Origin of the sequence: Bacillus cereus group sp. RP43 (genome assembly GCF_040459645.1) — a bacterium.
Lineage (GTDB): Bacteria > Bacillota > Bacilli > Bacillales > Bacillaceae_G > Bacillus_A > Bacillus_A mycoides_C.
This window is the reverse complement of sequence record NZ_JARVHQ010000001.1, coordinates 115,465-142,127: the sequence shown is the minus strand read 5'-3', so window position 1 is coordinate 142,127 and position 26,663 is coordinate 115,465. Positions and strand designations below refer to the sequence as shown.

Here is a 26,663-nt window from a genome sequence, read left to right as displayed (position 1 = left end):
CTCCTATTCTAAGCGAGCCGCTTCCGCTTTTCTTAATTACATTTTTTCTGGTGCAGATACTCCTACGATTGCTAATGCATTTTGAAGTGTAGTGCGTACTGCTTTCATTAATTCGTAACGAGCTTTACTTAATTCTAAGTTATCTTGGTTTAATACTTTTTCTGCATTGTAGAAGCTGTGTAATGCTGCTGCTAATTCAAATGCATAGCTTGTAATGCGGTGTGGCAGACGTTTTTGCGCTGCATCCGCAACTACAGCTGGGAATTCACCAAGTTTTTTCAATAACTCTACTTCTTTCTCAGAAGTAACAAGTTTGTAATTCACGTCTCCGCCTGTAGCTAATCCTAACTCTTCACCTTGACGAAGGATGCTGCATACACGAGCATGTGCATATTGTGCATAGTATACTGGGTTTTCATTAGATTTTGATACAGCTAAGTCCATATCGAAGTCTAAATGAGAATCACCACTACGCATTGCGAAGAAGTAACGCATTGCGTCCACGCCTACTTCTTCCATAAGCTCACGAAGTGTAACTGCTTTACCTGTACGCTTACTCATCTTCATCTTTTCACCATTTTGGTACAGTTGTACCATTTGGATAATTTCTACTTCAAGTGTTTCTTTATCATAACCTAGCGCTTGAATTGCAGCTTTCATACGTGGAATGTAACCATGGTGGTCAGCACCCCAAATGTTGATTAGCTTATCGAAACCACGCTCTAATTTATCACGGTGATAAGCGATATCCGGCGTTAAGTATGTGTAAGAACCATCATTTTTAATTAATACACGGTTTTTGTCGTCACCGTAAGTCATTGAACGGAACCAAGTTGCTCCGCCTTCTTCAAAGATTTCGTCACGCTCTTTTAATACAGCAAGAGCTTGATCAATTTTTCCGTTTTTGTATAATGATGTTTCTGAGAACCACACATCGAAGTTAACACGGAAGCTTCCTAAGTCTTTTTGAAGTTTTGCTAACTCATATTTCAAACCGTATGAACGATAGAATTCATAGCTTTCTTCTGCATCAGCTTTTGCATAACGATCACCAAATTCTTCAGCTAAACGTTTACCGATTCCAATGATGTCCGCACCATGGTAACCGTCTTCTGGCATTTCTTTCTCTAATCCTAAAGCTTGCATGTAACGAGCTTCAACAGAAAGAGCTAAGTTATGAATTTGGTTACCAGCATCATTAATGTAGTACTCACGAGATACATCATATCCTGCTTTTGCTAATACGTTACATAAAGTGTCACCTACTGCCGCACCACGTGCATGTCCTAAGTGAAGGTCGCCTGTTGGATTCGCAGATACGAACTCAATTTGTACTTTTTCACCTTTACCAGTATTCGTTTCACCGTATGCTTCACCAGCGTTGACGATTGTTGGGATTAAGTCTGTTAAGTAGCTATTATCCATGTAGAAGTTAATGAAACCAGGACCAGCGATTTCAATTTTTTCAATAGAAGCTTTTGCTTTATCGAAGTTTGCAACTAATTCTTCTGCAATCATACGAGGTGCTTTTTTCGCAACTCGTGCAAGTTGCATTGCCATATTTGTAGAGAAGTCACCATTTGTTTTATCTTTTGGAGATTCTAATACAACGTTTGGAATTTGTTCTTCTGTCGCTAATTCTGCCTTTAATACAGCAGCTTGGATTTCTTCTTTAATCAATCCTTTTACTTGTTCTAAAGAATTCATTATTTTGCCTCCTTCAAATTAATTGTAATTGTATATCTGCCAGCTTCTTGTTCACTTAGAAGCAATGCGTACGTTAAGAAGAGTTGTCCTTTTTTCTTTTCATCCGACCATTTAAAAAGAACGTTATCAGTTTTCGTTTGCAATGCAAACGTACCAAGTTCACTCGTATACGTACCAGTTGTCCATTCACCTTTCACATGCGTCTGACGCATAGAAATAGCACCTGAACGCATAATGAGAACTTGTTCATCTTGAATTTTAATAATTGTTTTCACTTCGCCTTGTTCGTTCGGCTCTTGGAATGTTATATATGTACCTTGACCTTTTACATAGTATTGACCATTTGCTTCAAAAGCAACGGTTTCCTTTCTCGCCCCTTCACGGATTTCTGTTACGAAATGAACGTGTACCGGCAAGCCTGCAAGTTGTTTCTTCACGTCTTGCACACCCTTCAAATGTTATAGATATTAAATAATGTATATAATAAATCACTTTTCCTATCATATCAAAAAAAGACTCTGTCTGTCTGCTGAAAAATCAGGAAAACTCCTTTTCAAAAAATAATTCACCTTCACTTTATTTCATATGTTAAAATGTTTTTTAAATCTAAATATTCTTTCATTTAAAGGGGTGAATTTGGTGCTACCAACAAAATTAAAAAAAGGTGATGAAATAAGGGTTATTTCACCATCTTGTAGTTTAAGTATTGTCTCAAATACGAACCGAGAGATTGCCACAAAAAGATTAACCGATATGGGCTTTCACGTTACATTCTCAAAAAATGCTGAAGAAATAGATCGTTTTTCTTCAGCCTCTATTTCTTCACGAGTTCAAGACCTCCACGAAGCATTTAGAGATCCTAATGTAAAAGCAATTTTGACGACACTTGGAGGATACAACTCTAACGGTTTATTGAAACATCTCGATTATGATTTAATTCGAGAAAATCCGAAGTTTTTCTGCGGTTACTCTGATATTACCGCTTTAACTAACGCGATTTATGCTAAAACGGCCTTAGTTACATATTCAGGTCCTCACTTCTCTTCATTTGGAATGGAGAAAGGCCTCGATTATACGACCGATTACTTTTTAAAATGCTTAACTTCTAATGAGCCTATTGAAATATTGCCGGCTGAAACATGGAGCGATGATTCTTGGTATATTGATCAGGAAAATCGAAAATTTATTAAAAATGAAGGATATGTTTCAATTCAAGAAGGAGAAGCCACAGGAGAGATTATTGGTGGTAATATGAGCACATTTAATTTACTACAAGGTACACCATATATGCCTAACTTACAGGACAAAATTTTATTTCTTGAAGAGGATAGTTTAACAGAAAAAGCTACCCTTAAAACTTTTGATCGATATTTACATTCTCTTATGCAGCAACCTGGCTTTGAACATGTAAAAGGCATTGTTATAGGAAGAATGCAAAAAGGAGCAGAATGTACGATAGCAGATATTCAAGAAATGATTGCTTCAAAGATAGAACTTAAACATATACCTATCATTGCAAATGCTAGTTTTGGGCATACAACTCCTATTTTCACTTTCCCAATTGGCGGAAGAGCAACAATCACTTCTAATAAAAAGAGCGCATCTATTACAATTTTAACGAATTAAAAAAGGAGCGATTTGTTCGCTCCTTTTAAACTTTTTCTATTTTTTGTAATGCCTTTTGCGGGATTGATTCTTTCGGGATTTCAGCCCATCCTTTTCCTTGCATACCCTTTGCATAAATTTTTATAAAATCACCTGTATGCAATTCACGGTTCACTATTCTTTTAATAATTTGTAGCTTTCCGTCTTCCGTATACCCTTTAAATGTATACAAATATTCATCGTCTTTTTTCTCACCTTTATCTATAACTGCATAATAATCTTGTATTTCTTTATTTGAAAAGAAGTTGTCTACAAAAGCGTGTACACCTTCTGTTTTTGTGTTTAAATAATATGCTGTTCCCCCTAAAATAATGGCGAACACAACTAAAACTTTTATTACCAATTTCATAAATGCGCCTCCTGTTTCTACTTCTTTCTCACTAACCGTATGTCTATACCTGTATTATACGAAAAAAAGCATACTATACTCTATCGAAATGTCTTACACTTCCCTTACATTATTGTAAGACTTTTTCACCTTACAGCAATTTCCGGGCAAAAAGTTTTTCCGTTTAACAAACTTTTATATTATTATTGAATGATACGAATTTTTATTACAAAAATCAAAGGAGACAGTTTTCAAATGGCTATCTTGCAAGGTTTAGCACTATTACTTGTTGTACTCTGTCTATTTACACTTTTTAGTTACCGTGCTCCTTACGGAATGAAAGCAATGGGTGCTTTAGCTAATGCAGCAATCGCGAGTTTTCTTATTGAGGCATTTCACCGTTATATCGGTGGAGAAATGTTTCATAATGACTTTTTACAATCAGTAGGAGAAGCTTCTGGTAGTATGAGCGGTGTCGCAGCGGCGATTTTAGTAGCATTAGCAATCGGTGTTTCACCCGTATACGCTGTTTTAATCGGTATAGCTACTAGTGGGTTCGGTATTTTACCAGGATTTTTCGCTGGATACGTTTGTGCCTTCGTCGTGAAATTTCTCGAAAAGAAATTACCAGCTGGTGTAGAATTTTTAGCAATTTTATTTATTGCCGCACCAATTTCACGTGGAATGGCTATGCTTATGGATCCGCTCGTTAACGCCACACTCGGTAAAATCGGTTCTATGATTTCAGTTGCAACTACAGAAAGTCCTATCATTATGGGTATTATGCTTGGTGGATTAATCACAGTTATTTCTACATCTCCACTGAGTTCTATGGCACTAACTGCAATGCTTGGATTAACAGGTTTACCAATGGCAATTGGTAGTCTTGCCGTAGCAGCTTCTGCCCCAATGAACTTTATTTTCTTTAAACGACTAAAAATTTGTTCAAAGAAAGATATAATCGCTGTGGCAATCGAGCCGTTAACACAAGCCGATGTTGTCTCAGCAAACCCAATTCCTATCTATATGACGAACTTTGTTGGCGGTGCGCTTGCCGGTATTATTACGTCGCTATTCCAGCTCGTTAATAATGCACCAGGGACAGCATCACCAATTCCAGGACTTCTCGTATTGTTCGGATTTAATGATGTAATAAAAGTAACGATTGCTGCCGTATTATGTGGAATCGTTACCACTATTGTTGGATACGTTGGTTCCATTGTGTTCCGCAAATATCCGATCCGTTCTGCTGATGAAATTCGTGGAATTAATTCGGAAGAGAAAGTTGCATAAGAAAAAGAGTTATTCTCATCGTTTGAGAATAACTCTTTTTGATCTTGCGTGACAACCAGTGAAATTATATCAGCGATTTTTTAAATATATCGACTTGCCGACACATAACGACAAAAATAAGAGCCCCTATTCATATAGGAGGCTCTTATTTTATCCAGCTACAGCGGCTAGAATCTCCGGCTATTTCACACTCTCGGTCGAGCGTTCCAATGACCTGCGATTCTGAGCGAGCTGCCTCCGCTTTTATTATATCCAGTTACGCCTCCTAGACCCTTGCGTCTAAGAACCTTCCCTGCAAAAGGTAAAAAGCACCTTTTGCAGGAAAGAACCTTAGTCACCGGGTCTAAACAGTCGGCTTCACTTTTACTTTACCCAACCGAGCAGCATTTCCCGCACGAATTTGCTTGCTGCGACTGGTGTTTGATCACTATGGTCGTAGACAGGAGCTACTTCTACTAAGTCTGCTCCAACTACATTTATATTTGAATTTGCAATTGCCATGATGGAATCTAATAGTTCTTTAGATGTGATACCCCCAGCCTCTAACGTTCCTGTTCCAGGAGCATGAGCTGGGTCTAATACATCAATGTCGATTGTGACATAGACTGGACGTCCTGCAAGTTTCGGTAATACTTCTTTTAACGGCTCTAATACGTCAAATTTGTATAAGTTCATACCTACTTCTTTCGCCCATTCAAATTCTTCCTTCATTCCAGAACGAATTCCGAAAGAATATACGTTTTCCGGACCAATTAAATCACACACTTTACGAATTGGTGTAGAGTGGGATAAAGGCTCCCCTTCATACGATTCACGTAAATCAGTATGAGCATCCATGTGGATGATTGCTAAATCCGGATATTTTTTTGCCATTGCCTTAAAAATTGGCCAAGACACTAAGTGCTCACCGCCGAGACCTAGTGGAAACTTACCGGCATCTAAAAGTTTTGATACATACTCTTCAATCATGTCTAAGCTGCGTTGTGCATTTCCGAATGGTAATGGGATATCACCCGCATCAAAATATTTTACCTCTTCTAGTTCACGATCTAAATACGGACTATATTCTTCAAGACCGATTGATACTTCACGAATACGTGCAGGGCCAAAGCGAGATCCTGGACGAAAACTTACTGTCCAATCCATAGGCATCCCATAAATAACCGCCTTTGACTCTTCAAAACTTGGATGACTTTTTATAAATACTTTACCTGAATAAGCTTCATCAAAACGCATACTCTTTTCCTCCTTGTGTGGAACTTAAGGTATCCCAACCTTTCATTATTTCTCAAATTTGGAGCCTATAACTCCTCTTTCTCGATTTACCTGCGCCTTCTTTTTATTACAAGAAGACTACTTCATTTGTAGCAGTGTAAGTAACTAGCATGTTCAAGCCTTCTAGACAAACACCTTAAATGAGTTACTTACACTTTATTCATTTCAATTTAACGCTCTTACTTAATTAAATCGCCAACAAATTTCGGTAATGCGAATGCTGCATTGTGTAATTCTTTTGTATAGTATTTCGTTTCGATTTCGTGGAAACGCTCTTCACTTACTTCTAAAGGATCATGTTTTTTAGATCCGATTGTGAATGTCCAAAGTCCACTTGGATACGTTGGAATGTTTGCTGTGTATAAACGAGTAATTGGGAAAATCTCTTTTACATCTTTAAACACAGTTGTAATTAGTTCTGGTGTAAACCAAGGGTTGTCCGTTTGGGCAACGAAAATACCATCTTCTTTTAACGCTTTTGAAATTCCAGCATAGAAGCCTTTTGTAAATAAGTTTACTGCTGGGCCTACTGGCTCAGTAGAATCTACCATAATTACGTCATATTCGTTTTCGCTTTCTGCGATGTGTAGGAAACCATCTCCTACTTTTACTTCTACACGCTCATTATCTAATGCACCTGCAATTGATGGTAAGTACTGCTTAGAGTACTCAATTACTTTTCCATCAATTTCAACAAGAGTTGCTTTCTTCACGCTTGGGTGTTTTAACACTTCACGAATAACACCACCATCACCACCGCCAACAACTAATACGTTTTCAGGGTTTGGATGTGTAAATAAAGGCACGTGCGCTACCATTTCATGATAAACGAACTCGTCTTTTTCTGTCGTCATAACCATGCCGTCTAAAATAAGCATGTTTCCGAACTCTTCCGTTTCAACCATATCAAGTTTTTGGAATTCTGTTTGCTCCGTATGTAATGTGCGGTTAATACGCGCCGTAATCCCAAAATGTTTTGTTTGTTTTTCAGTGAACCATAGTTCCATCGTACAATCACGCCTTTCAATGCAAATTTATAATAGGGACATCTTTAATGTCCCCTAACAAAAATAAAACAAAACATCCAAAAAGTATAGTTAAAAGTACAAAAATACCGAAAATATATTTTAGTCAGAGGGTTCTAACATATGTACGAAAAGGGTTTGCTCTGTAATAGGAAAGAAAACCCTTTCTTAAGAAAGGGCTTCTGTCTCTATTTCTACCGGTTTACGAATTGGAATTAAGATCATAACACAACCGACTAACACAACAATTCCACCAACTAAAAACGGGCTTTGCGGCGAAACAGTATGACCGATAACTCCTGATAAAATTGGAGCAATCGCTCCTCCTAACCAACGAACGAAGTTATAAACACCTGATGTAACAGATCTTTCATAAGGTGAAATATCCATTACATAACTTGTAAATAACGCATTATTTAATCCTGATGCTAATCCAGATAGAACGATTAACACGATTTGTAACCACATAATTTTTACGAAGAATAATGCAATTAAGAAAATCGCAAATACGAGTAAACTGCCTTTTAACAATGTTTTCGGCTCATATTTACCTTCTAGCTTATGCGCTAAAATTGCTGATCCGTAAGCTAGCGCTAATCCCCATCCACAAAATACAAATCCTAATTGAATAGCAGATAAATGCATAATAAGTGGTGAATATGCTAGTACAACGAAAAATCCGTAGTAGTATAACATCCCTGAAATGGCACCTTGCATAAACGGTTTATACTTCACCAGGTTAAGTAATTCACCTACGCCCGCTGCTTTACGCTTCACTTTTCGCTCCGGTTCTTTTACAAAAAAGAAAACTAAAATAAATGCTAAGGAAATTAAAATACTCGTCGCAAAAAATGGGTAACGCCAAGAATGTCCACCTAATATCCCGCCTAATAATGGTCCACCTGCCATCCCTAAACCAATGGCTGCTTCATATAATCCTACTGCTTCATGAACTTCTTTACTTAATGCTATTAAAAGTGTCATTGCTGTAGCAAAAAACATCGCATTTCCTAATCCCCACCCAGCGCGGAAAAGAGATAATTGAGCAATCGTTTGCGATATACCACATATAAATGCAAATACAGTCACAATCGCAAGACCAATCGTCATCATTCGTTTATCACCAAATCTTGATGCAAATATTCCAGCTGGTAACATCATAATTGCCATCGTTAAAATATATGCTGTAAATAACATCTCGACTTGCCAATGGGATGCACCAATTTGTTCAGCAATACTTGGTAAAATTGGGTCGACTACCCCTATACCTGAAAAGGCAAGGAAGGTAGCCACCACTGTAATCAATCTCCCTAATTTTTGTTTGCTCTCCATTTTGATTACTCTCCTTTTGTATTCTCTAAAAATGTAACTGCACGGCTTAAACTATCCTCTAGCTCTGCCTTAACACGCTGCATTTGCTCCATTTTCTCGTCTAACGTTTGCACTTGTTTTTCAAGCATCTCTTTAATTTCTTGAATCACTTCACGGTCACGCGGATTCTCACTATTTCTTCTTTGTTCCATTCTTTCTTTTAACGATAAGAAATGTTGCATTTCTTGAAGCGTAATTCCTAGTACTTCTTTTGCTTCCACAATCCTTTTAATTCTTGCAATGTCCTCGTCTGTATACAGACGAATATTCCCCTCACTGCGTTCTGGGGGATGAATTAAACCAATTTCCTCATAATAACGAAGTGTACGCTTTGTTAAACCCACTTGCTTTGTTACTTCATCAATCTTATACATGTGTATTCCTCCCTTCACCGGATTATTACATTTTACGTTAACGTTAACTTTTGTGCAACTATTATACTTTTGTAAATGTTTGTCATATGAATTGTATTTTTCTCAAAGCAGTTTCATAATGAAAGAAAAGAGATGATAAGGAGATTTTCACATGAATAAACCACTTATTTTCGCTCATCGCGGGGTAAAAGGAACACATCCAGAAAATACGATGATTGCCTTCCAAGAGGCTGAACGCATTAGTGCTCACGGAATTGAACTTGATGTTCATCTATCAAAAGATGGTGAACTAGTTGTTATTCATGATGAAACAGTGGACCGTACAACAAATGGCGTGGGACTTGTTTCTGAGAAAACTGTAGAGGAATTACAAGCTTTAGATGCCGGTAGCCATAAAGATCCTTCTTTCCATGAGGCGAAAATCCCAACATTACGAGAAGTATTTATTTGGCTCTCTACAACAAATTTACAACTTAACATTGAATTAAAAACAGATGTTATTCATTATCCAAATATTGAAGAAAAAGTTGTTGCTCTTGTTCGTGAATATCATCTATCCAATCAAATTGCATTTTCATCATTTAACCACGATTCCGTTTCATTATTAGCAGAAATTGCTCCAGAAATTCCAAGAGCGATTTTGTACGATACACCACTTGCAGATCCTATTGCTGAAGCAAAAAGGCGCGAGGCGACTGGATTACATCCAAACTTTCAATTATTAACAAAAGAGTTTGTCCAATTAGCACAGGGGCAAGGATACGTTTTTCGTCCTTACACCATTAATGAATATAAAGATTTACAAACTATGATTGATTATGGTGTAGATGTTATTATTACCGATTGGCCAGCGCGTGCTTTTGAGCTCCTTTCTTAAATAAAGGGGCTCTTTTTATTTTGGAAATTTCATTGTTTAAAATAAACGAAAACCCTCAATACTAATACAATAATGCTTGTATTAATGAGGGGCTGAAAAAGATGGATCAAACTATGAATCCAAAACTTAAAAAATATAAACGTCTTTTCTTCACCGTAATGTTTTCTTGTGTTCTTTTTTTCGTTTTTTCCTTTTTTATTATCATTATAGCTGCAAAAATTATGGGACCTCCACCCGTCGCGGTTCCGCAAACGAGTGTCTTTTACGCTAATGATGACACTGTTATAGGACAAAGTAATGAAATGCAAAAACGCTATAATGTATCTCTTGATGAAATTTCTCCTTATGTAAAAGGGGCAACACTATCTATTGAAGATCAACGATTCTACAAACATCATGGCTTTGATATGAAGCGCATTGCTGGTGCTATTGTTGCCGATTTAAAAGCAATGGCAAAAGTGCAAGGTGCTAGTACTATTACACAACAGTATGCTCGTAACCTATACTTAGATCATGATAAAACGTGGAAGCGTAAACTATTAGAAGCAATGTATACCGTTCGTCTTGAAGTGAACTATAATAAAAATCATATTTTAGAAGGCTATTTAAATACAATTTATTACGGGCATGGGGCTTACGGAATCGAAGCTGCCTCCCGCCTATATTTCGATAAAACTGCAAAAGAATTAACATTAGCAGAAGCTAGTATGCTCGCAGGTATTCCGAAAGGACCTAGCTTCTACTCTCCCTTTTTAAAAGAAGAGCGTGCTAAAGGGCGTCAATCTCTCATACTAGATGAAATGGTAGAACAAGGTTATATTACAAAACAGCAAGCTACCTCGGCAAAAAAAGAAACACTTACTTTCGCCTCATTGGATACGAAAAAAGTTGCAGAAATTGCACCTTATTTCCAAGATGCTGTACAAGCTTCTCTTCTTCGTGATATCGGATTAGATGAGCAAGCCTTACAGCGAGGTGGCTTACGTATTTATACAACGCTAGACCCTAAATTACAATCTGTAGCAGAGCAAGCTGTAAAAAATCATATACCTGAAACAACAAACATCCAAACTGCCCTCGTCTCTATGAATCCAAAAACGGGTGAAGTGGCTGCTCTTGTTGGTGGAACTGATTATAATACGAGTCAATTTAACAGAGCTACACAAGCCGCTCGTCAGCCCGGTTCTACATTTAAGCCGTTCCTATATTATGCAGCCTTAGAACGAGGATTTACCCCTGCTACGCGCTTAAAAAGCGAATACACTGTATTCACTTTAGGTGACGGTGTTTCAAAGTATAAACCGAAAAATTATAAAAACTATTATGCAGATGACTTTGTGACAATGGCACAAGCACTCGCCGTTTCTGATAATGTATATGCTGTGAAGACGAATCTATTTTTAGGCGAAGACATTCTTACAAAAACGGCGAAGCAATTCGGTATTACTAGCGCATTAAAAGATGTTCCGTCTCTTGCTCTCGGCACATCTCCTGTAAAGCCAATTGAAATGGTCAATGCTTATAGCATGTTTGCAAACGGCGGGAAAGAAGTAAAACCAATCTTTATAAGGCGCATCGTTGATCATGAAGGAAATATGCTATACGACGCCCATTTAGAAAGTAAACAAGTTCTAGATAAAAGTAAAGCCTTTGTGATGGAAGAAATGATGACAGGTATGTTTAATAAAAAACTAAGCAGTTATGCCGCTGTGACCGGACAATCGATGTTATCAAAACTATCAAGATCATATGCTGGAAAGTCTGGTTCTACAGAAACTGATAGTTGGATGATTGGATTTACCCCGCAACTTGTAACAGGGGTTTGGATTGGATACGATCAACCTAAATCCATTTCAAATGTAGCAGAACAAGGATACGCGAAAAAAATATGGACCGATACAATGGAAAAAGGATTAGATGGACAGCCTAAAAAAGATTTCAAACAACCAACAGATGTTGTTGCTGTCGACGTTAACCCTGAAAACGGTAAGATTGCTACAAAAAATTGTCCCATTTCTGTGAAAATGTATTTCGCAAAAGGTACAGAGCCAACTGAATATTGTATGGATCATGTTGATGATAAAGAAGAGTTTGAAAAGGTTAGTGAAGAGAAGAAAAAGACGGGTTGGTGGAAGAAATATCTCCCGTGGTAAGAAAGAATGCTATTGATATTCCTTGTCGAATCGCTGATATATTTTCATATCCCATGGTCCTATTCACAAAATAAAAAGGATGCCTCACTAGTCAAAAATCGACTAATGAGACATCCTTTTCTTTTATTCACCTAATAATGCACGGCGCAATTCTTCACTAGATTCGTTCCAAATTGCTTCATTATGCTCTTTTAAGAATGTACCAAGTACTTTTTTAGATGATTCATCCATATGATCAATCATGATGTAACGCTTTAGTGATTTATCCATTTTGTTTACATGCTCTGGAAGTGATTTATATCCGCGGCGAATTTCACGATCAACTGTCATTTCGCAAGCAGTTACACCTGCGTAATATGCACCGTTTGGTGTTCTTTCAATCGTTACCCAAACAAGCCAAAATGGTTTTCCGTTTGGAACTTCATCTTTATTTGTTAAAAATTTAATACCTTTTTCTACTGTACTACGCGCATGCATCGCACCGATATCAACGAACGCAGTTTTCTCTAGTACATCAACAAATACAGGAGAAATATTTTCTAGGCTTAATGCCCCGACACCAAAACCACCATGTCCATCTGTTGAGTCATTCTTCACGATATTAAAACCGATTTTTTTCTTTTTCTCTGTCATATGTAAATTCCTCCTCGCTTAATAATTATAGGAGCCCGAAAATAGGCGCAATGATACTTTGTAAAAATACTAATACATATGGAATAACAACATTGAAAATAGGTTGAATTGTGTAATTGCTAAGCGGTGTAATAACAAGAATTAATAACGCAATTGCTCCATATTTTTCATACTGCGTCATTTTCGCACGAATATTTGCTGGTGCTAAATCTTCCACAACGCGATAACCATCAAGTGGCGGGATTGGTAATAAGTTAAATACAAGTAAAACAATATTAAGCATAATAAAAATCTGGAAGAATTGACCCAGCGTATCTGCTACTGCAGGTGGAATCGCATCTAACACACCAAACGTTATTAAGCTGTACCAAATAATTAAACCAATTGCACTTAAGATAAGATTACTTATCGGTCCCGCAATAGAAACTAATATTCCCGCAAGACGCGGTCTTTTAAAGTTATACGGATTAACAGGTACTGGTCTTGCCCAACCGAATCCAAGAATTAGTACAGCAATCATACCGATAGGATCTAAATGAGCCATCGGTGATAACGTTAAACGTCCTTGCTTTTTCGCTGTATCGTCTCCAAATTTATATGCAACATACGCATGTGCAAATTCATGCACAGATAGCGCAATAATAATCGCCATTGCTACCAATGGAATTTGCTGCAATGGGTATCTAAATAACTGATCCATAACTCATCTCCTCTTCAATATGTCAAAAAAAGAAATTATTTGTTTTTCCGATTGTTCTTCCTCATAATCCGCTATAATAAGAGTGTAACTTACATAAAAGGAGCGATTATACATGCCATACGTAACAGTGAAAATGCTAGAAGGACGCACAGAAGAACAAAAGAAAGCTCTCGCTGAGAAAGTAACAGCAGCAGTAAGCGAAACAACTGGTGCTCCTGAAGAAAACATCGTTGTTTTCATCGAAGAAATGTCTAAAAACCATTATGCAGTTGGCGGAAAACGCTTAAGCGACAAATAATTCCAAGTTTTTTCATAAGAAGCAGCTCTTAGCTGCTTCTTATTTCTTTCCTTCTAATAACTCGATAATTCTCTCTTTATATTTTCCTTTTCTTCCATCTTCATAGATTAAATCATGCGGATAGAATAGCTTTTGATCCGTTCTCTTCTTACCCGTAATCGCCTCAACAATATCCGATTCACGTGAAAGCTCTCTAAGTTCCCCGTTCGGCATAAGAAGTAAGATTGGCAGACGCTCTTCCTCTTCTCCTGCGCGGTAAAAGTCATACGGTAAATCCGATGTTGAATCAACAACTAAATAATACTCTGGGTCTAGTCCAATCTTTTTAAATAAGCTACTTAGCTCCATCCAATTATCTAAACCGTGCTTATCTGTAAACTCTACATATTTAAATAGATTTCGATTCATAAAACGGCGGCATAAGTCACTTAAAATCGGATCTTCTTCGTCTTGCCATACTTGGAAGTAATAATACATTACGTTCTCGTCTAGCTTTAAATAATCCTCTACTGTCACTTCTTCTTCAAATAAAGAATAGAAATGAACAGGATGATTTTTAAACGCATAATACTTCTCATGCAGTGATTTAGCTCGGTGTAAAATCTTCGTTAAGATTACTTCTGCACTACGTGTTACCGGATGAAAATATACTTGCCAATACATTTGATAACGGCTCATAATATAATGCTCTACAGCATGCATACCACTATTTTTAATGACAACTTGATTACCGTACGGGCGCATGACACGCAGTATACGTTCCATATCAAAGTTCCCATACTTTACACCAGTAAAATATGCATCTCTTAATAAATAATCCATACGATCAGCATCAATTTGGCTCGAAATCATACTAATCGCTAATTTATTAGTAGATGTTTTCGCAATTACATCTGCTACCTTTTGTGGGAAATCCTTATCCACACGGCTTAACACACGATTAATTTCCGTATCACCAACGATAATCTTTTGCGTAAATTTCTCATGATCTAACGAAAATACTTTTTCAAACGAATGAGAAAATGGACCGTGACCGACATCATGAAGTAATGCCGCACATAAACATAATAATCTATCTTCAGCATTCCAGTTCGGTCTGCCATCAAACACATCATCAATCATACGACGAATAATTTCATATACACCTAACGAATGAGTAAAGCGACTATGCTCTGCACCGTGAAATGTAAAAAATGTCGTACCAAGCTGCTTAATACGGCGCAAGCGTTGAAATTCTTTCGTTCCGATTAAATCCCAAATAACGCGATCACGCACGTGCACATATTTATGTACTGGGTCTTTAAACACTTTTGTTTCGCTGAGTTTGTCGTTTAAATATACCACTTTCCGACATCCCCCTTTCTTTACTGCATTCTTACTATATATTATAAACGATATAGGAAACAGAAAGAAATGAAAGACTATATTAATTCCTGTTATATAAAGAAAAATCACTTTTACCGACGTAAAAGTGATTTTTCTTTATATATTATTTTCCTAAAACAAACTCAGCAACTTCGTCTAGGATCATTTCTTTACCTAATGGGAAGTAACCTTTGTTTAAGTCTTCATTGCTAATTGTAAATACGTGGTTGTTTTTAACAGCGTTCATGTTTTTCCAAATTGATTCTTCTTGGAATTCTTTTAGACGCTGAGAACCGTCACCAGTTGTAAATACGAATAAGTAATCTGGGTTGTAATCGATTAAAGCTTCTTTTTGTACTTGTACTAGCGGTTTGTCCGTTGGTGTACCTTTAACTGCTGGTAATTTTAAGTCATTAAAGATTACGCTACCGTAACCGTAGTCGCCGTATACGCGGAAAGCATTTGGATATGCAGCCATTTTCATGAATGTTGCATCACCAGTTTTAGCGATGATTTTGTCATGTAATTTACTTGCTTTTTCATCATACTGTTTGAACCATTCTTTTGTTTCTTTCTCTTTACCGAAGATTTGACCTACTTCTTCGAATTTTGGACGCCATTGATCTAATGGAGTTTTTAACATAACTGTTGGTGCAATTTTAGATAATTGATCATAAATCTTTTCTTGACGATTGTTTACAAGAATTAAGTCTGGTTTTGCAGCAGCTACTGCTTCGATATTAATTTTATCGCCCCAAGCAGAACCAACCGGTTTTACGTCTTTTAATTTCTTTTCAATATGTGCATCAATTTTTTCTTGAGATGTATTAGCAGTAATAATTGGTTTCATACCAAAGATTAATAATTCTTCTGTTGAACCACTAAGGTCAGCAATTTTCTTTGGATTTGCAGGGATTTTAATTTCCCCTTTTGCATGTTGTACAGTGCGCTCTTCAATCTTCGCATCCTTCGCATCTGCTTTCTTTTCTTCTTCTTTGTTAGAACAAGCTGCAAATAGTACAGAAGTAACAACTAGTACCATTGCTAATAGTGCCATTTTAAAATTCTTCATGTTCCCACTCCTTCTAGCTGTATTTCTCTTATAAGTTACAATGAACTATAAGAAACGAAAGTAACAATTAATTAATATATTTTCATTAATTGTTGTTTATAGCCCGTTCTAACGGGCGTTCAACTTCCCATTCGTATATAAGAAGCTCAACGTCCATTAGAAGTCCCCCTCTTAAAGAGGGGGTTCTACTTATGCTTTTTTACGCAATTGATTATTAATCATCGCTAAATCGTATGTTAAACAAATTGGTTTACAGTTTACTGGACATGGAACGATTTGAGCTTCAATCTCAAATACGTTACGAAGTGTTTCACTTGTCATAACTTCATCTGGCGTTCCTTGTTTCATTAGCTTACCTGCTTTTAATGCAATCATATGATCTGAGAAACGAGAAGCATGGTTTAAGTCATGGATAACCATAACGATCGTTCTACCTTCTTCTTGATTTAACTTCTTCAATAAGTTTAATACTTCAAGCTGATGAGCCATATCTAAGTATGTTGTCGGTTCATCTAACACGAGTAAATCTGTTCCTTGTGCAAGAGCCATCGCAATCCATACACGTTGACGTTGCCCACCTGATAACGCTTCTGCTGGACGGTTTGCAAACTCAGTCATTCCCGTCACTTCAAGCGCCCAATGAATGTAGCGATAATCCTCTTCTTTCAATGTTCCAAATCCCTTTTGATGAGGAAAACGTCCATATGAAACAAGTTCAAACACAGTAAGGCCTGTTGGCACTTCTGCAGTTTGTGGTAAAATCGCCATTTTCTTTGCGATTTCTTTCGTTGGCTGTTTCTCAATTGCTTTTCCATCAAGATAAACAGTACCTCGTTTTGCTTTCAAAATACGAGAAGCCGTTTTTAATAATGTAGATTTCCCACAACCATTTGGTCCAATAATCGTTGTAATTTGCCCTTCCGGAATTTCAACTGTTAATCCATCTATAATTAACCCTTCATTATAGCCAACAGATACCGCATCAACTGCTAAAGTTGCCATACAAAAAGCCTCCCTTTATTTTGTCCTCATAAGTAAGTATATGAAATATGGTGCGCCAATTACAGAAATAACAAGACCGACCGGTATTTCTGAAGTTGGTAACACACTTCTTGAAATTACATCTGCAAATAAAAGTAAGAACGTTCCTATTAATGCAGCCGTTGGTAACATAATTTGATGTTTACCACCAACGAGGCGTCTCGCTAAATGCGGAGCCATTAAACCGATAAAACCAATGCCGCCAGCAACAGCAACAGATGCACCTGCTAAACAAACTGCAATAAATAATAATTTACGTCTTTCCTTTTCTACATTTACACCAAGGCCAACTGCTGTAGAGTCGCCTAAATTCATTACATTTAATATGTGCGCTTTACTAATGGCAAGTGGTAAGAAAATAACCATCCACGGGAGCACACTTAGTACGAACTTCCAATCTGTTCCCCATAAACTTCCTGCCAACCAAATCGTTGCAAAACGGAAGTCGTTAGATGTCATCTTCATAGAAAAAATTAAACTAACAGCACCAAATCCGGCTGCAACAGCGATACCCACAAGTATTAATCGAGTTGATGAAACGCCGTCTTTCCATGCTAGTAAATAAATAATAACCGCTGCTAATATCGCACCAACTAGCGCGAAGAATGGAAGGATAAATACAGATAAGAATGTACCAGTTCCAACTTTTCCAAAGAAAAAGTAGACGAATACAACAACTGTTAATCCCGCTCCGGCGTTAATACCTATAATACCTGGATCAGCAAGTGGGTTTCGTGATAGCCCTTGCAAAATTGCACCTGACATAGCTAATGCAGAACCAACTAATATAGCAATAACCATACGCGGCATACGAAATTCAAATAAAATAACAGATTGATCTTCTGCACCTAATCCAACTAGTGACTTTAATACATCTATTGGAGGAATTTTAAATGTTCCTGTATTTAAACTTACTAAAAATACAGCAACGATTAATCCTACTAAAATCGTTAAAATAGAAATGTTCTTTTTTGTTAAGACGCTCGTCCTCACATTTTTCCTCTCCCTTCATTACGTGCTAAGTAGAGGAAGAATGGAACTCCAATTAGCGCTGTAATTGCTCCAATTGGCGTTTCAAATGGTGGATTAATAACGCGAGATAACATATCTGCACATTCAATTAACAATCCACCTAAGACTGCAGAACATGGAATAACCCATCTATAGTCTGAGCCTACAAGGAAACGAGTCATATGCGGAATTACAAGTCCAACGAATCCAACCGATCCTGCCATAGAAACCGCAGAACCTGTTAATACAAGAACAAGTACTGTTCCGATAAATTTAATTAATGTCGTATTTTGACCAAGCCCAATCGCAATTTCTTCACCAAAGCTTAAAATGGTAATATACCTCGACATCATAATTGCTATAACGAGACAAACAAGACCAATCGGTACTAACATATTAATACTTTGCCATTTCACTCCAGCAACACCGCCTGCATTCCACATACTTACCTCTTGAGCAAGGTTGAAATACAATGCAATTCCAGATGAAATTGCCCCTAATAAAGCACTAATTGCCGCACCAGCTAAAGCTAATTTCACAGGCGTTAATCCACCTGGTGAAGAAGACCCAATACCATATACAATGCTCGCTCCAAACGCAGCTCCAATAAAAGATGCAATAACAAACATTAAATAAGGTGAATTAGGGAAAAATGCATACATAATTGCAATCCCGAATACAGCACCATCTGTAATCCCCATTAACGATGGAGATGCAAGTGGATTTCGTGTCATACCTTGCATAATTGCTCCTGATACCGCTAAAAAGGCACCTGCAACTACGCCCCCTATTGCTCTAGGCATGCGAAGTTCTTGAATTACGTTATGATGCGTGATAGACCCATCAAACTGAAATACAGCTTGCCAAACGGTCTTTAAACTAATATCTGCTGCACCAAACGAAATAGAAACTGCCATGCTTAAAGCTAACAAAATTGTGCCTGCTATTAAAATAATAGAAGCAACGAGCGGTCTGCTCTTAATCTCTTTAACATTCACATCTTGCTGTTCTATACTCCTTGCGCTCGCTTCCATCCCTCAACCATCCTAACCAACAACATATATTTAATAAAATGAAATTTATTCTCAAATAATAATAAAAAAATTAGGTGAATTGACCTTTTTCGTGATAATGATTATCAGAATCAGACACTTTCTATTCTACCTATCACGTCAAAAGACTGTCAACCATTATTTTGAAATACGAATTCATACAAAGCGCTATCTTATGGACATAAAAAAAGAAGAGTAATCTGTTCACTCTTCTTTTTCTTACTTATTTAACTTCGCTTCAATTTTTACAATTAATTCGTCTTCTGTTGGAGCTGCAACTGGACGATTATTTACAAATGCGAATGATTTTTTACGACCAGGGCCACAGTAAGACTGACATGCAACTTCAATCGTTGCACATGAATCTACTTTTTTTAACTTTGGAATCAACGTTTTAACGTTCGTTGCCTGACAATCATCGCACACACGAAATTCGTTTCCCATTATATATAACACTTCCTCTATTTTAAACTTTTCACAAGTACATTTAAAAATAAACACTAAATGGTATTTTACCGCTCTTTGAAGCTTGTTGCAAGTCTCCGGGCGTAGCTCTATTCCTATATAAGGCTACCTATTTTTATACTTTCTCCTTCAAAAGCTTTCATCATTCATAGCCACATTTCTTCTCTTCATTGAAATCTACCATATTTTTAAAAGCTTTGTATAAAAGCTCATTTTTTTGCCCATTATAAAAATAGGAAGTTCATAAAAAGAAAGGGAGTTGAATCTATGAAAGTAAGACAAGATGCTTGGACAGACGAGGACGATTTATTACTTGCTGAAACGGTGCTTCGCCATGTTCGAGAAGGAAGTACTCAATTAAATGCTTTTGAAGAAGTAGGAGATCAGTTAAATCGCACATCTGCTGCTTGTGGTTTCCGCTGGAATGCTGTTGTTCGCTATAGCTATGAACAAGCTCTTCAACTAGCAAAAAAACATCGTAAAGATAAAATGCGTGCTGCGGGCGGTGAACAGGCAAAAAAACGTTTGCTTTATACACCACCAGCTTCAGCGGCGATAACTGATTATGAAGAACACGTACCGTATGAAACAGCTGTTCAATATACAGAAGCTATTCCATATCAAGAGCCGACTGTCCCTGCTTCAAAAAACTCAATAACAATGCAAGATGTTATTTACTTTTTACAAACAGTTGGATCTTCAAATATAAAAGTAACAGCTCTTGAAAACGAGAATACGAGATTGAAGCAAGAAATTAAAGCGCAAATCTTGCGAAATGAAGAACTAGAAAAGAAACTAGAAAAATTAGAACAACAATCTCATACTGTACAAGAGGATTACGAAACACTTATGAATATTATGAACCGCGCTCGTAAATTAGCAGTAATGGATGATGAGGAACGCTCACAAACATCTTTCCGCATGGATCGAAACGGTAACTTAGAAAAAATTGCAGAATAAAAAGGATGCATTGCATGCATCCTTTTTTTATTATTTCACTTCAACCATATGTGCTTCTTCTACTTTAGAATCTCTTTTTATATCTGGAAAAATTTTTTCCTTTGGATTTTCTTTAAAAGCTGCTAATCCAATCGTTTTTACCGGTTCATTTATCTTTGTATATGCCGTATCACTAACGACCGCATACATATCTGTATATTTACGCGCATCACCAATTACTACATTACCTTCATACTTCATTTTCTTTCCATCAATTACTACATCTTTTTGTTCCTCTTTAGCAAATACGATTCCAGCTTCATCAGAAATAGCCGGCAATGCTTTAATAGGTTCTACATCTTCTTTCACTACTTTTTTCAGCATGTTTTCTTTTACCATCTTTTCAGCTGTCGTTTTATTCATAATTAAAACCTTTTTCTCATTGACAGTACCTAGTTTTGCTTCAAATTTACTTTGGAATTCAATTTTATCTTTATATTGATCCATTGTTTTTTGAACGCCAGTTTCATCTCCGTACATAACAACACCCTTTGCTTGTGGTGCGATTATATCCATAATAGAACAACCGCTAAATACAGCAGCAGACATAATTGCTACGATTCCTAATTTAACTTTTTTCATTTGTATTCCTCCTAAAAGCATAATTGCATCCCTTAGTTTAACCACCGCAGCTAGTTTAACCAATTCACTTTCCTTACAACAACATTACAATTTAGTAAGATTTCTCCCTAAAACTACTTTCTATATTTTTGCTATAATAAAGATTGTCATTTTAAAGATAAGGGGTTAGTTATATGAGCAATTCCCGTTCAATTTTATCTCAGCCAGAGTGGCGTATTGTAGACCAGTCTAGTTTAGGACCAACATTCCATGCACTTCAGTCATTCGCAATGGACGACACGTTATGCACAAGTATTGGAAATGGTCTATCCGCTGCAACAATGCGATCTTGGGTTCATCACAATACAATTGTTCTTGGCATTCAAGATTCACGCCTACCACATTTAGAAGAAGGTATTTCCTTTTTAAAAGAAAACGACTTCAATGTTATCGTTCGTAATTCCGGTGGACTAGCTGTCGTACTTGATGAAGGTGTTTTAAACGTATCACTTTTATTCCAAGAAACAGAAAAAGGTATCGACATCGATCTTGGATACGATACGATGTGGCATTTAATTAAGGAAATGTTAAAAGATTACGATGTTACTATCGAGGCAAAAGAAATTGTTGGTTCTTATTGTCCTGGTAGCTATGATTTGAGCATTCGCGATCAAAAATTTGCTGGTATTTCTCAGCGTCGTATTCGCGGAGGCGTTGCTGTACAAATTTACTTATGTGCGACAGGAAGCGGATCTGAGCGTGCCGCACTCGTTCGTGATTTTTACAACGTAGCAATTCAAGGCGAAGAAACACGATTTACGTATCCTGAAATCGTGCCGAGTACGATGGCTTCACTATCTGAATTACTTGGCGAAACAATTACAGTGCAAGATTTAATGATGCGCCTTTTAAAAACGTTGCAACAATTCGCTCCAAAGTTAACACCATCTCAGCTAACAGTAGATGAAGTTCCTTTATATGAGATGAATTTACAACGTATTATTGACCGTAATAATAAGGCACTTGGCTTAGAGAAGTAAAAACCGCCGCTATAGCGACGGTTTTTTTATATACATGCTTTTATTTTTTCACCACAACAAATTGCTTATCTTCTAAGAAAAATGTTTCTCCTAATTGTTCAATATATTTTTTCTTATTTAACTTAATGTACTTGCCGAATTGAAGGTTTTTCAAATCAATTGTAATGTCTAGCTTATCATCTTTCTCATATTCCTCTTCTCCATCTAAACAACTGTAGATTTCTATTTCTTCACCAGCGTTTAAATTGCTATTTATATAATGAAATAATACTTTCATACCTTCCCCCGGTCTCCCTAAATATCCACCTATTTCATAGACCAACATTTTATGAAAGTGTTTTTTGATTGGCTCATAGTACGTTTCTAGTTTCACAATCGTTATAAAATCCCCTTCAATCATTCCGTAATCCCCTACTGGTAGTTCTTTATTTGCCGCAATAAAGTGGTGTACTGTCACTTTCATCCCTCCCCCTATTATTAAAATTATATATATTCCTTAAAGATTTAAAACTACTTAAATTTTAAAGGATAAACAAAAAAGACCACCCTCATTTCAAAAGAAATAGGGTGGTCTTTTTTCATATTAATTCATTATAGAATTAAAGTGCTTGAGCTGCTGTAATTAAAGCTAACTTGTACACTTCTTCTTCGTTACATCCACGAGATAGATCATTTACAGGCATGTTTAAACCTTGTAAGATTGGTCCTACTGCTTCGAAGTTACCTAAGCGTTGAGCGATTTTGTAGCCGATATTACCAGCTTCTAGGCTTGGGAATACGAATACGTTAGCATCACCTTTAATTGTAGAACCTGGAGCTTTCTTCTCAGCTACAGATGGTACGAATGCAGCATCGAATTGGAATTCTCCATCTAAAGCTAATTCAGGAGCCATTTCTTTTGCAATGCGAGTTGCTTCTACAACTTTTTCTGTTTCTGGAGATTTCGCAGAACCTTTTGTAGAGAAGCTTAACATAGCAACGCGTGGGTCAATACCGAATAGTTCAGCAGTTTTCGCACTTTCGATACCAATTTCAGCTAAATCTTGGCTGTTTGGTGCAATGTTAATTGCGCAATCAGCGAATACATACTTCTCTTCTTCACGTACCATGATGAATACGCCTGAAGTTTTTGTAACGCCTGGTTTTGTTTTAATAATTTGAAGTGCTGGACGAACTGTATCAGCTGTAGAGTGAGCTGCACCACTTACTAAACCTTGTGCTTTGCCCATGTATACAAGCATTGTACCGAAGTAGTTTTCGTCTTTAAGAATTTTACGAGCATCTTCTTCTGTTGCTTTACCTTTACGGCGTTCAACGAAAGATGCTACCATTGCATCCATCTCTTCGTATGTAGCTGGATCGTAAATATCAACGCCTGCTAATGTTAAGTTCATGCTAGCAGCTTTTGCGCTAATTTCTTCTTTATTACCAACTAAAATTGGTTTTACTAGTTCTTCTTTTGCTAAACGCTCTGCAGCGCCTAAAATTCTTTCATCAGTTCCTTCAGGAAGTACGATAGAAATGCCTTTTCCTTGAACTTTTTCTTTTACTGCTGTAAATAAATTGCTCACGAATAAACCCTCCTACAAATGTTAAAAACTCTACCTTTAAGAATACTTCTTTTCAGCTATATTTTAAACTTATAGCTCCCAAAAAATAGATAAAATGAAAATGATTATATTTTCATAAAATTCAGCCGAGAAAACAAGCCTACTTAAGCCTTATTTTCTCCCGTTTTCCAGTAAATATAAATGTGACAGTTTTATGCACCGAAACTTTATTTAGATGTTTTTAATCCTATATATGCTATAGTTAACGTGTAAAATATCATTAACTGAGGTGAATAGAATGAGTGAAGCAACAACAACGTTAGATGGCTGGTATTGTTTACATGATTTACGTTCTATTGATTGGGCAGCATGGAAAACATTATCTAGTGACGAACGCGGACAAGCAATTTCTGAATTTTTAAATGTCGTTGAAAAATGGAACGAAGTGGCTACTGCAAAAAAAGGCAGTCATGCAATGTATACAGTTGTTGGTCAAAAAGCAGATATTATGCTTATGATCTTACGTCCAACAATGGAAGAGTTAAATGAAATCGAAACAGAATTAAATAAAACAACATTAGCTGAATATTTAGTTCCTGCATATTCTTACGTATCTGTTGTTGAACTAAGCAACTATCTTCCAGCTGATGAAGACCCATACCAAAACCCACAAGTCTTAGCTCGCTTATATCCTGAGTTACCGAAAGCAAATCACATTTGCTTCTATCCAATGGATAAGCGTCGCCAAGGTAATGATAACTGGTATATGCTTCCTATGGATGAACGTAAGAAACTTATGTACAGTCATAGCAAAATCGGTCGCCAGTACGCAGGTAAAGTGCGCCAAGTTATTTCAGGATCAGTTGGATTTGACGATTTTGAGTGGGGCGTAACATTATTTGCTGACGATGTTCTTCAATTTAAGAAACTTATATATGAAATGCGCTTCGACGAAGTAAGTGCTCGCTACGGTGAATTTGGAACATTCTTTGTCGGAAACATTTTACCAAGCGAAAAAGTAACAACATTTTTACACATATAATATAAAAAAGGAACGAAATTCGTTCCTTTTTTTATTACCCTCTACATTTACCTGCAAAAACCTTCTTTTCTCTGCAAATTTGAACAAAAATCGACAAATTCTTTTCAAATTTCTTGTAAGATTGTAACCTTTTCACATCCAAATTTATGCTAAAATGGTACGAGCTATATGCTAATAACGATGCGAAGGTGATAATGTATATGAAGAAAATCTTGTCTATTTCACTATTGTTTCTATTGTCATTTTTTCCCTTAGGAGTAACAACATCCCATGCGGAAGAAAAAATACATATAGAGGCAGCTGCTGCACTTCTATTTGATGCAGATACAGGAAAAATACTGCATGAACAAAATCCAGATGAACTACTAGCTATCGCTAGTATGTCAAAATTAATTGTTGTTTATGCCGTCTTAGAAGCGATTAAAGAAGGTAAAATCACTTGGGATACGAAAGTAAACATTTCCGATTACGCTTATGAAGTTTCACGTAATAATGAATTCTCTAACGTACCGTTCGAAAAGGGACGCCAATATACTGTAAGAGAATTATATCATTCTATCGTTATCTTCTCTGCGAATGGATCTAGTATTGCTTTAGCAGAATTACTTGCAGGAAGTGAAAAGAACTTCTTAAATCTTGCAAATGAACATGCGAAAAAACTAGGGTTAAAGAAATATAAATTTGTAAACGCTACTGGGTTAAACAACGCTGATTTAAAAGGAAAACATCCTGAAGGAACTGATCCGAATGGAGAAAACTCCATGTCAGCTCGCGATATGGGTATTCTTTCAAAAACAATTATTACAAAGTATCCAGAAATGCTAGAGGATACAAAACAAAGATTTAGAAACTTCCCAGATAATCATCCGAAACCCATTCGTATGGAAAATTGGAACTGGATGTTACCAGGTGCTGCTTTCTCTTATGAAGGAGCAGATGGTTTAAAAACAGGAAGCTCTGATACCGCTGGATATGGATTCACCATTACAGCAAAACGTGGTGATTTACGCCTTATTTCAGTTATTATTAAAACAAAATCAATGGACGAGCGTTTCACAGAATCTCGTGCATTAATTGAATACGGGTTTAATAACTTCGAAAAACAGAAATTAAAAGTAGATAAAAATAACAAAATTTCTGTAGTAAAAGGAAATAAAGACTACGTAACAGTTGCACCAGAAAAAGAAGTAACAGTAGTTACTGCAAAAGGTAACAAATCACCTTACAAAATTTCAACTGAAGCAGATAAATTACTTGCTGAAGATGGGCATTTAGTTGCCCCTATTAAGAAAGATGTAAAAGTAGGTTCAATCGTTTTAGAATCAACTGATAAATACGGTTTCTTAAACGGAAATAAAAGTATGAAAGTTACTGCAAAAACGACTGAAGAAGTAGAAAAAGCAAATTGGTTCGTATTAACAATGCGTTCAATTGGCGATTTCTTCTCAAACTTATGGTCTAAAGTATTTTAATGATAAAAAAAGCTAGCCCACGCTAGCTTTTTTATTTTCCCCTCTAAATGTAAAACTTCGTTTGGTTGTCATATCTGAGTCCTTTTTCTCATACCTATGAACTAGTAATTGTTCCACACTTCATCTAGAGATAAAGTGAAACTTTAATCAGTGGGAGTTTTGTTCATCCCCCACTGATTATTAGCCTTCACCAATCGGGCGTTTAGGGGCAGTTTGATCTCCCACCCAACTTCTTTGCTCCAGCCGAATTTTAGGGTGGGAGTCTTACTGCCCGTTAATGCGGGATAAACCTCT

General features: G+C 36.7%; 27 protein-coding genes. 9 read left to right on the top strand and 18 right to left on the bottom strand.

Going from position 1 to position 26,663, the window contains the following annotated elements; all coding sequences use genetic code 11:
• Positions 1-36: 36 nt before the first annotated feature.
• Together argS and QCI75_RS00685 are read right to left on the bottom strand one after the other, a co-directional pair.
• A complete protein-coding gene (gene argS, locus QCI75_RS00690; protein WP_070168220.1) occupies positions 37-1,707 on the bottom strand; it encodes an arginine--tRNA ligase in 1,671 nt (556 codons plus the stop codon).
• The gene (locus QCI75_RS00685; protein WP_000744340.1) at positions 1,707-2,144 is read right to left on the bottom strand and encodes a YwiB family protein; all 438 of its coding nucleotides are present in this window, start codon (positions 2,142-2,144) and stop codon (positions 1,707-1,709) included. Before QCI75_RS00685 ends, argS begins: the two co-directional genes overlap by 1 nt.
• Before the next feature lie 148 nt (positions 2,145-2,292).
• Here QCI75_RS00685 and QCI75_RS00680 point away from each other — a divergent pair, with 148 nt between their 5' ends.
• The gene (locus tag QCI75_RS00680) at positions 2,293-3,333 is read left to right on the top strand and encodes a S66 family peptidase (protein WP_186320846.1); all 1,041 of its coding nucleotides are present in this window, start codon (positions 2,293-2,295) and stop codon (positions 3,331-3,333) included.
• 25 nt (positions 3,334-3,358) lie between these two features.
• On the opposite strand, the gene QCI75_RS00675 is transcribed toward QCI75_RS00680, so the two are convergent.
• Entirely contained in the window at positions 3,359-3,721 is a 363-nt protein-coding gene (locus QCI75_RS00675; protein ID WP_144505010.1) for a YxeA family protein, read from the bottom strand.
• Between the two features lie 234 nt (positions 3,722-3,955).
• Between QCI75_RS00675 and QCI75_RS00670 the strand changes: the two genes are divergently transcribed.
• A complete protein-coding gene (locus QCI75_RS00670) occupies positions 3,956-4,993 on the top strand; it encodes a PTS sugar transporter subunit IIC (RefSeq protein ID WP_144505012.1) in 1,038 nt (345 codons plus the stop codon).
• 363 nt (positions 4,994-5,356) lie between these two features.
• Here QCI75_RS00670 and speB read toward each other — a convergent pair whose 3' ends face one another.
• The 4 genes from speB to QCI75_RS00650 form a co-directional block, all read right to left on the bottom strand.
• Positions 5,357-6,229, bottom strand: coding sequence for an agmatinase (gene speB, locus QCI75_RS00665; protein ID WP_001209829.1), 873 nt, complete (start codon positions 6,227-6,229; stop codon positions 5,357-5,359).
• Between the two features lie 218 nt (positions 6,230-6,447).
• The gene (speE, locus tag QCI75_RS00660) at positions 6,448-7,275 is read right to left on the bottom strand and encodes a polyamine aminopropyltransferase (RefSeq protein ID WP_000424696.1); all 828 of its coding nucleotides are present in this window, start codon (positions 7,273-7,275) and stop codon (positions 6,448-6,450) included.
• A 186-nt stretch (positions 7,276-7,461) separates the two neighbouring features.
• The gene (locus QCI75_RS00655; protein ID WP_002089799.1) at positions 7,462-8,625 is read right to left on the bottom strand and encodes an MFS transporter; all 1,164 of its coding nucleotides are present in this window, start codon (positions 8,623-8,625) and stop codon (positions 7,462-7,464) included.
• 5 nt (positions 8,626-8,630) lie between these two features.
• Positions 8,631-9,038 (bottom strand): MerR family transcriptional regulator, encoded by a 408-nt coding sequence (locus QCI75_RS00650; protein ID WP_002016353.1) that lies wholly within the window; start codon positions 9,036-9,038, stop codon positions 8,631-8,633.
• A 151-nt stretch (positions 9,039-9,189) separates the two neighbouring features.
• On the opposite strand from QCI75_RS00650, the gene QCI75_RS00645 reads away from it, so the two are divergent.
• Together QCI75_RS00645 and QCI75_RS00640 are read left to right on the top strand one after the other, a co-directional pair.
• Positions 9,190-9,915: a glycerophosphodiester phosphodiesterase gene (locus QCI75_RS00645; protein WP_353759823.1), complete on the top strand. Its 726-nt coding sequence runs from the start codon at positions 9,190-9,192 to the stop codon at positions 9,913-9,915.
• Between the two features lie 101 nt (positions 9,916-10,016).
• Entirely contained in the window at positions 10,017-12,068 is a 2,052-nt protein-coding gene (locus QCI75_RS00640) for a transglycosylase domain-containing protein (RefSeq protein WP_144505016.1), read from the top strand.
• A 123-nt stretch (positions 12,069-12,191) separates the two neighbouring features.
• On the opposite strand, the gene QCI75_RS00635 is transcribed toward QCI75_RS00640, so the two are convergent.
• Positions 12,192-12,701: a YwhD family protein gene (locus QCI75_RS00635; protein ID WP_137057899.1), complete on the bottom strand. Its 510-nt coding sequence runs from the start codon at positions 12,699-12,701 to the stop codon at positions 12,192-12,194.
• Between the two features lie 25 nt (positions 12,702-12,726).
• Complete coding sequence (locus QCI75_RS00630) at positions 12,727-13,401, bottom strand: site-2 protease family protein (RefSeq protein ID WP_070145628.1); 675 nt, start codon at positions 13,399-13,401, stop codon at positions 12,727-12,729.
• Between the two features lie 112 nt (positions 13,402-13,513).
• Here QCI75_RS00630 and QCI75_RS00625 point away from each other — a divergent pair, with 112 nt between their 5' ends.
• Positions 13,514-13,699, top strand: coding sequence for a 2-hydroxymuconate tautomerase (locus QCI75_RS00625; RefSeq protein ID WP_001147171.1), 186 nt, complete (start codon positions 13,514-13,516; stop codon positions 13,697-13,699).
• Positions 13,700-13,738: 39 nt separating this feature from the next.
• On the opposite strand, the gene QCI75_RS00620 is transcribed toward QCI75_RS00625, so the two are convergent.
• From QCI75_RS00620 to QCI75_RS00595, 6 genes are all read right to left on the bottom strand, one after another.
• Positions 13,739-15,043, bottom strand: coding sequence for an HD domain-containing protein (locus tag QCI75_RS00620; RefSeq protein ID WP_000262735.1), 1,305 nt, complete (start codon positions 15,041-15,043; stop codon positions 13,739-13,741).
• Positions 15,044-15,188: 145 nt separating this feature from the next.
• Positions 15,189-16,136, bottom strand: coding sequence for an ABC transporter substrate-binding protein (locus QCI75_RS00615; RefSeq protein WP_144505018.1), 948 nt, complete (start codon positions 16,134-16,136; stop codon positions 15,189-15,191).
• 189 nt (positions 16,137-16,325) lie between these two features.
• Positions 16,326-17,138: an ABC transporter ATP-binding protein gene (locus QCI75_RS00610; protein ID WP_002123701.1), complete on the bottom strand. Its 813-nt coding sequence runs from the start codon at positions 17,136-17,138 to the stop codon at positions 16,326-16,328.
• Positions 17,139-17,153: 15 nt separating this feature from the next.
• On the bottom strand, positions 17,154-18,170 hold the full coding sequence (locus QCI75_RS00605; RefSeq protein ID WP_144505020.1) for a FecCD family ABC transporter permease: 1,017 nt from the start codon (positions 18,168-18,170) through the stop codon (positions 17,154-17,156).
• Positions 18,167-19,222, bottom strand: coding sequence for a FecCD family ABC transporter permease (locus QCI75_RS00600; protein WP_002113119.1), 1,056 nt, complete (start codon positions 19,220-19,222; stop codon positions 18,167-18,169). The genes QCI75_RS00605 and QCI75_RS00600 overlap by 4 nt, the downstream gene beginning before the upstream one ends.
• 237 nt (positions 19,223-19,459) lie before the next feature.
• The gene (locus QCI75_RS00595) at positions 19,460-19,684 is read right to left on the bottom strand and encodes a YuzB family protein (protein WP_000526075.1); all 225 of its coding nucleotides are present in this window, start codon (positions 19,682-19,684) and stop codon (positions 19,460-19,462) included.
• Positions 19,685-19,972: 288 nt separating this feature from the next.
• Here QCI75_RS00595 and QCI75_RS00590 point away from each other — a divergent pair, with 288 nt between their 5' ends.
• Positions 19,973-20,665, top strand: coding sequence for an RsfA family transcriptional regulator (locus QCI75_RS00590; RefSeq protein ID WP_002113121.1), 693 nt, complete (start codon positions 19,973-19,975; stop codon positions 20,663-20,665).
• 30 nt (positions 20,666-20,695) lie between these two features.
• On the opposite strand, the gene QCI75_RS00585 is transcribed toward QCI75_RS00590, so the two are convergent.
• Positions 20,696-21,286, bottom strand: coding sequence for a lipoprotein BA_5634 family protein (locus QCI75_RS00585; protein WP_353759822.1), 591 nt, complete (start codon positions 21,284-21,286; stop codon positions 20,696-20,698).
• 173 nt (positions 21,287-21,459) lie between these two features.
• Between QCI75_RS00585 and lipL the strand changes: the two genes are divergently transcribed.
• A complete protein-coding gene (gene lipL, locus QCI75_RS00580; RefSeq protein ID WP_353759821.1) occupies positions 21,460-22,305 on the top strand; it encodes an octanoyl-[GcvH]:protein N-octanoyltransferase in 846 nt (281 codons plus the stop codon).
• Between the two features lie 40 nt (positions 22,306-22,345).
• Here the strand turns inward: lipL and QCI75_RS00575 are convergent, their stop codons facing one another.
• Both QCI75_RS00575 and pta read right to left on the bottom strand, forming a co-directional pair.
• Positions 22,346-22,762 (bottom strand): hypothetical protein, encoded by a 417-nt coding sequence (locus QCI75_RS00575; protein ID WP_353761471.1) that lies wholly within the window; start codon positions 22,760-22,762, stop codon positions 22,346-22,348.
• A gap of 142 nt (positions 22,763-22,904) precedes the next feature.
• Entirely contained in the window at positions 22,905-23,876 is a 972-nt protein-coding gene (gene pta, locus QCI75_RS00570) for a phosphate acetyltransferase (protein ID WP_002113123.1), read from the bottom strand.
• A 277-nt stretch (positions 23,877-24,153) separates the two neighbouring features.
• On the opposite strand from pta, the gene hemQ reads away from it, so the two are divergent.
• Together hemQ and QCI75_RS00560 are read left to right on the top strand one after the other, a co-directional pair.
• On the top strand, positions 24,154-24,897 hold the full coding sequence (gene hemQ / locus QCI75_RS00565; protein ID WP_144508729.1) for a hydrogen peroxide-dependent heme synthase: 744 nt from the start codon (positions 24,154-24,156) through the stop codon (positions 24,895-24,897).
• A 194-nt stretch (positions 24,898-25,091) separates the two neighbouring features.
• Positions 25,092-26,369: a serine hydrolase gene (locus tag QCI75_RS00560; protein ID WP_353761469.1), complete on the top strand. Its 1,278-nt coding sequence runs from the start codon at positions 25,092-25,094 to the stop codon at positions 26,367-26,369.
• Positions 26,370-26,663: the final 294 nt, after the last annotated feature.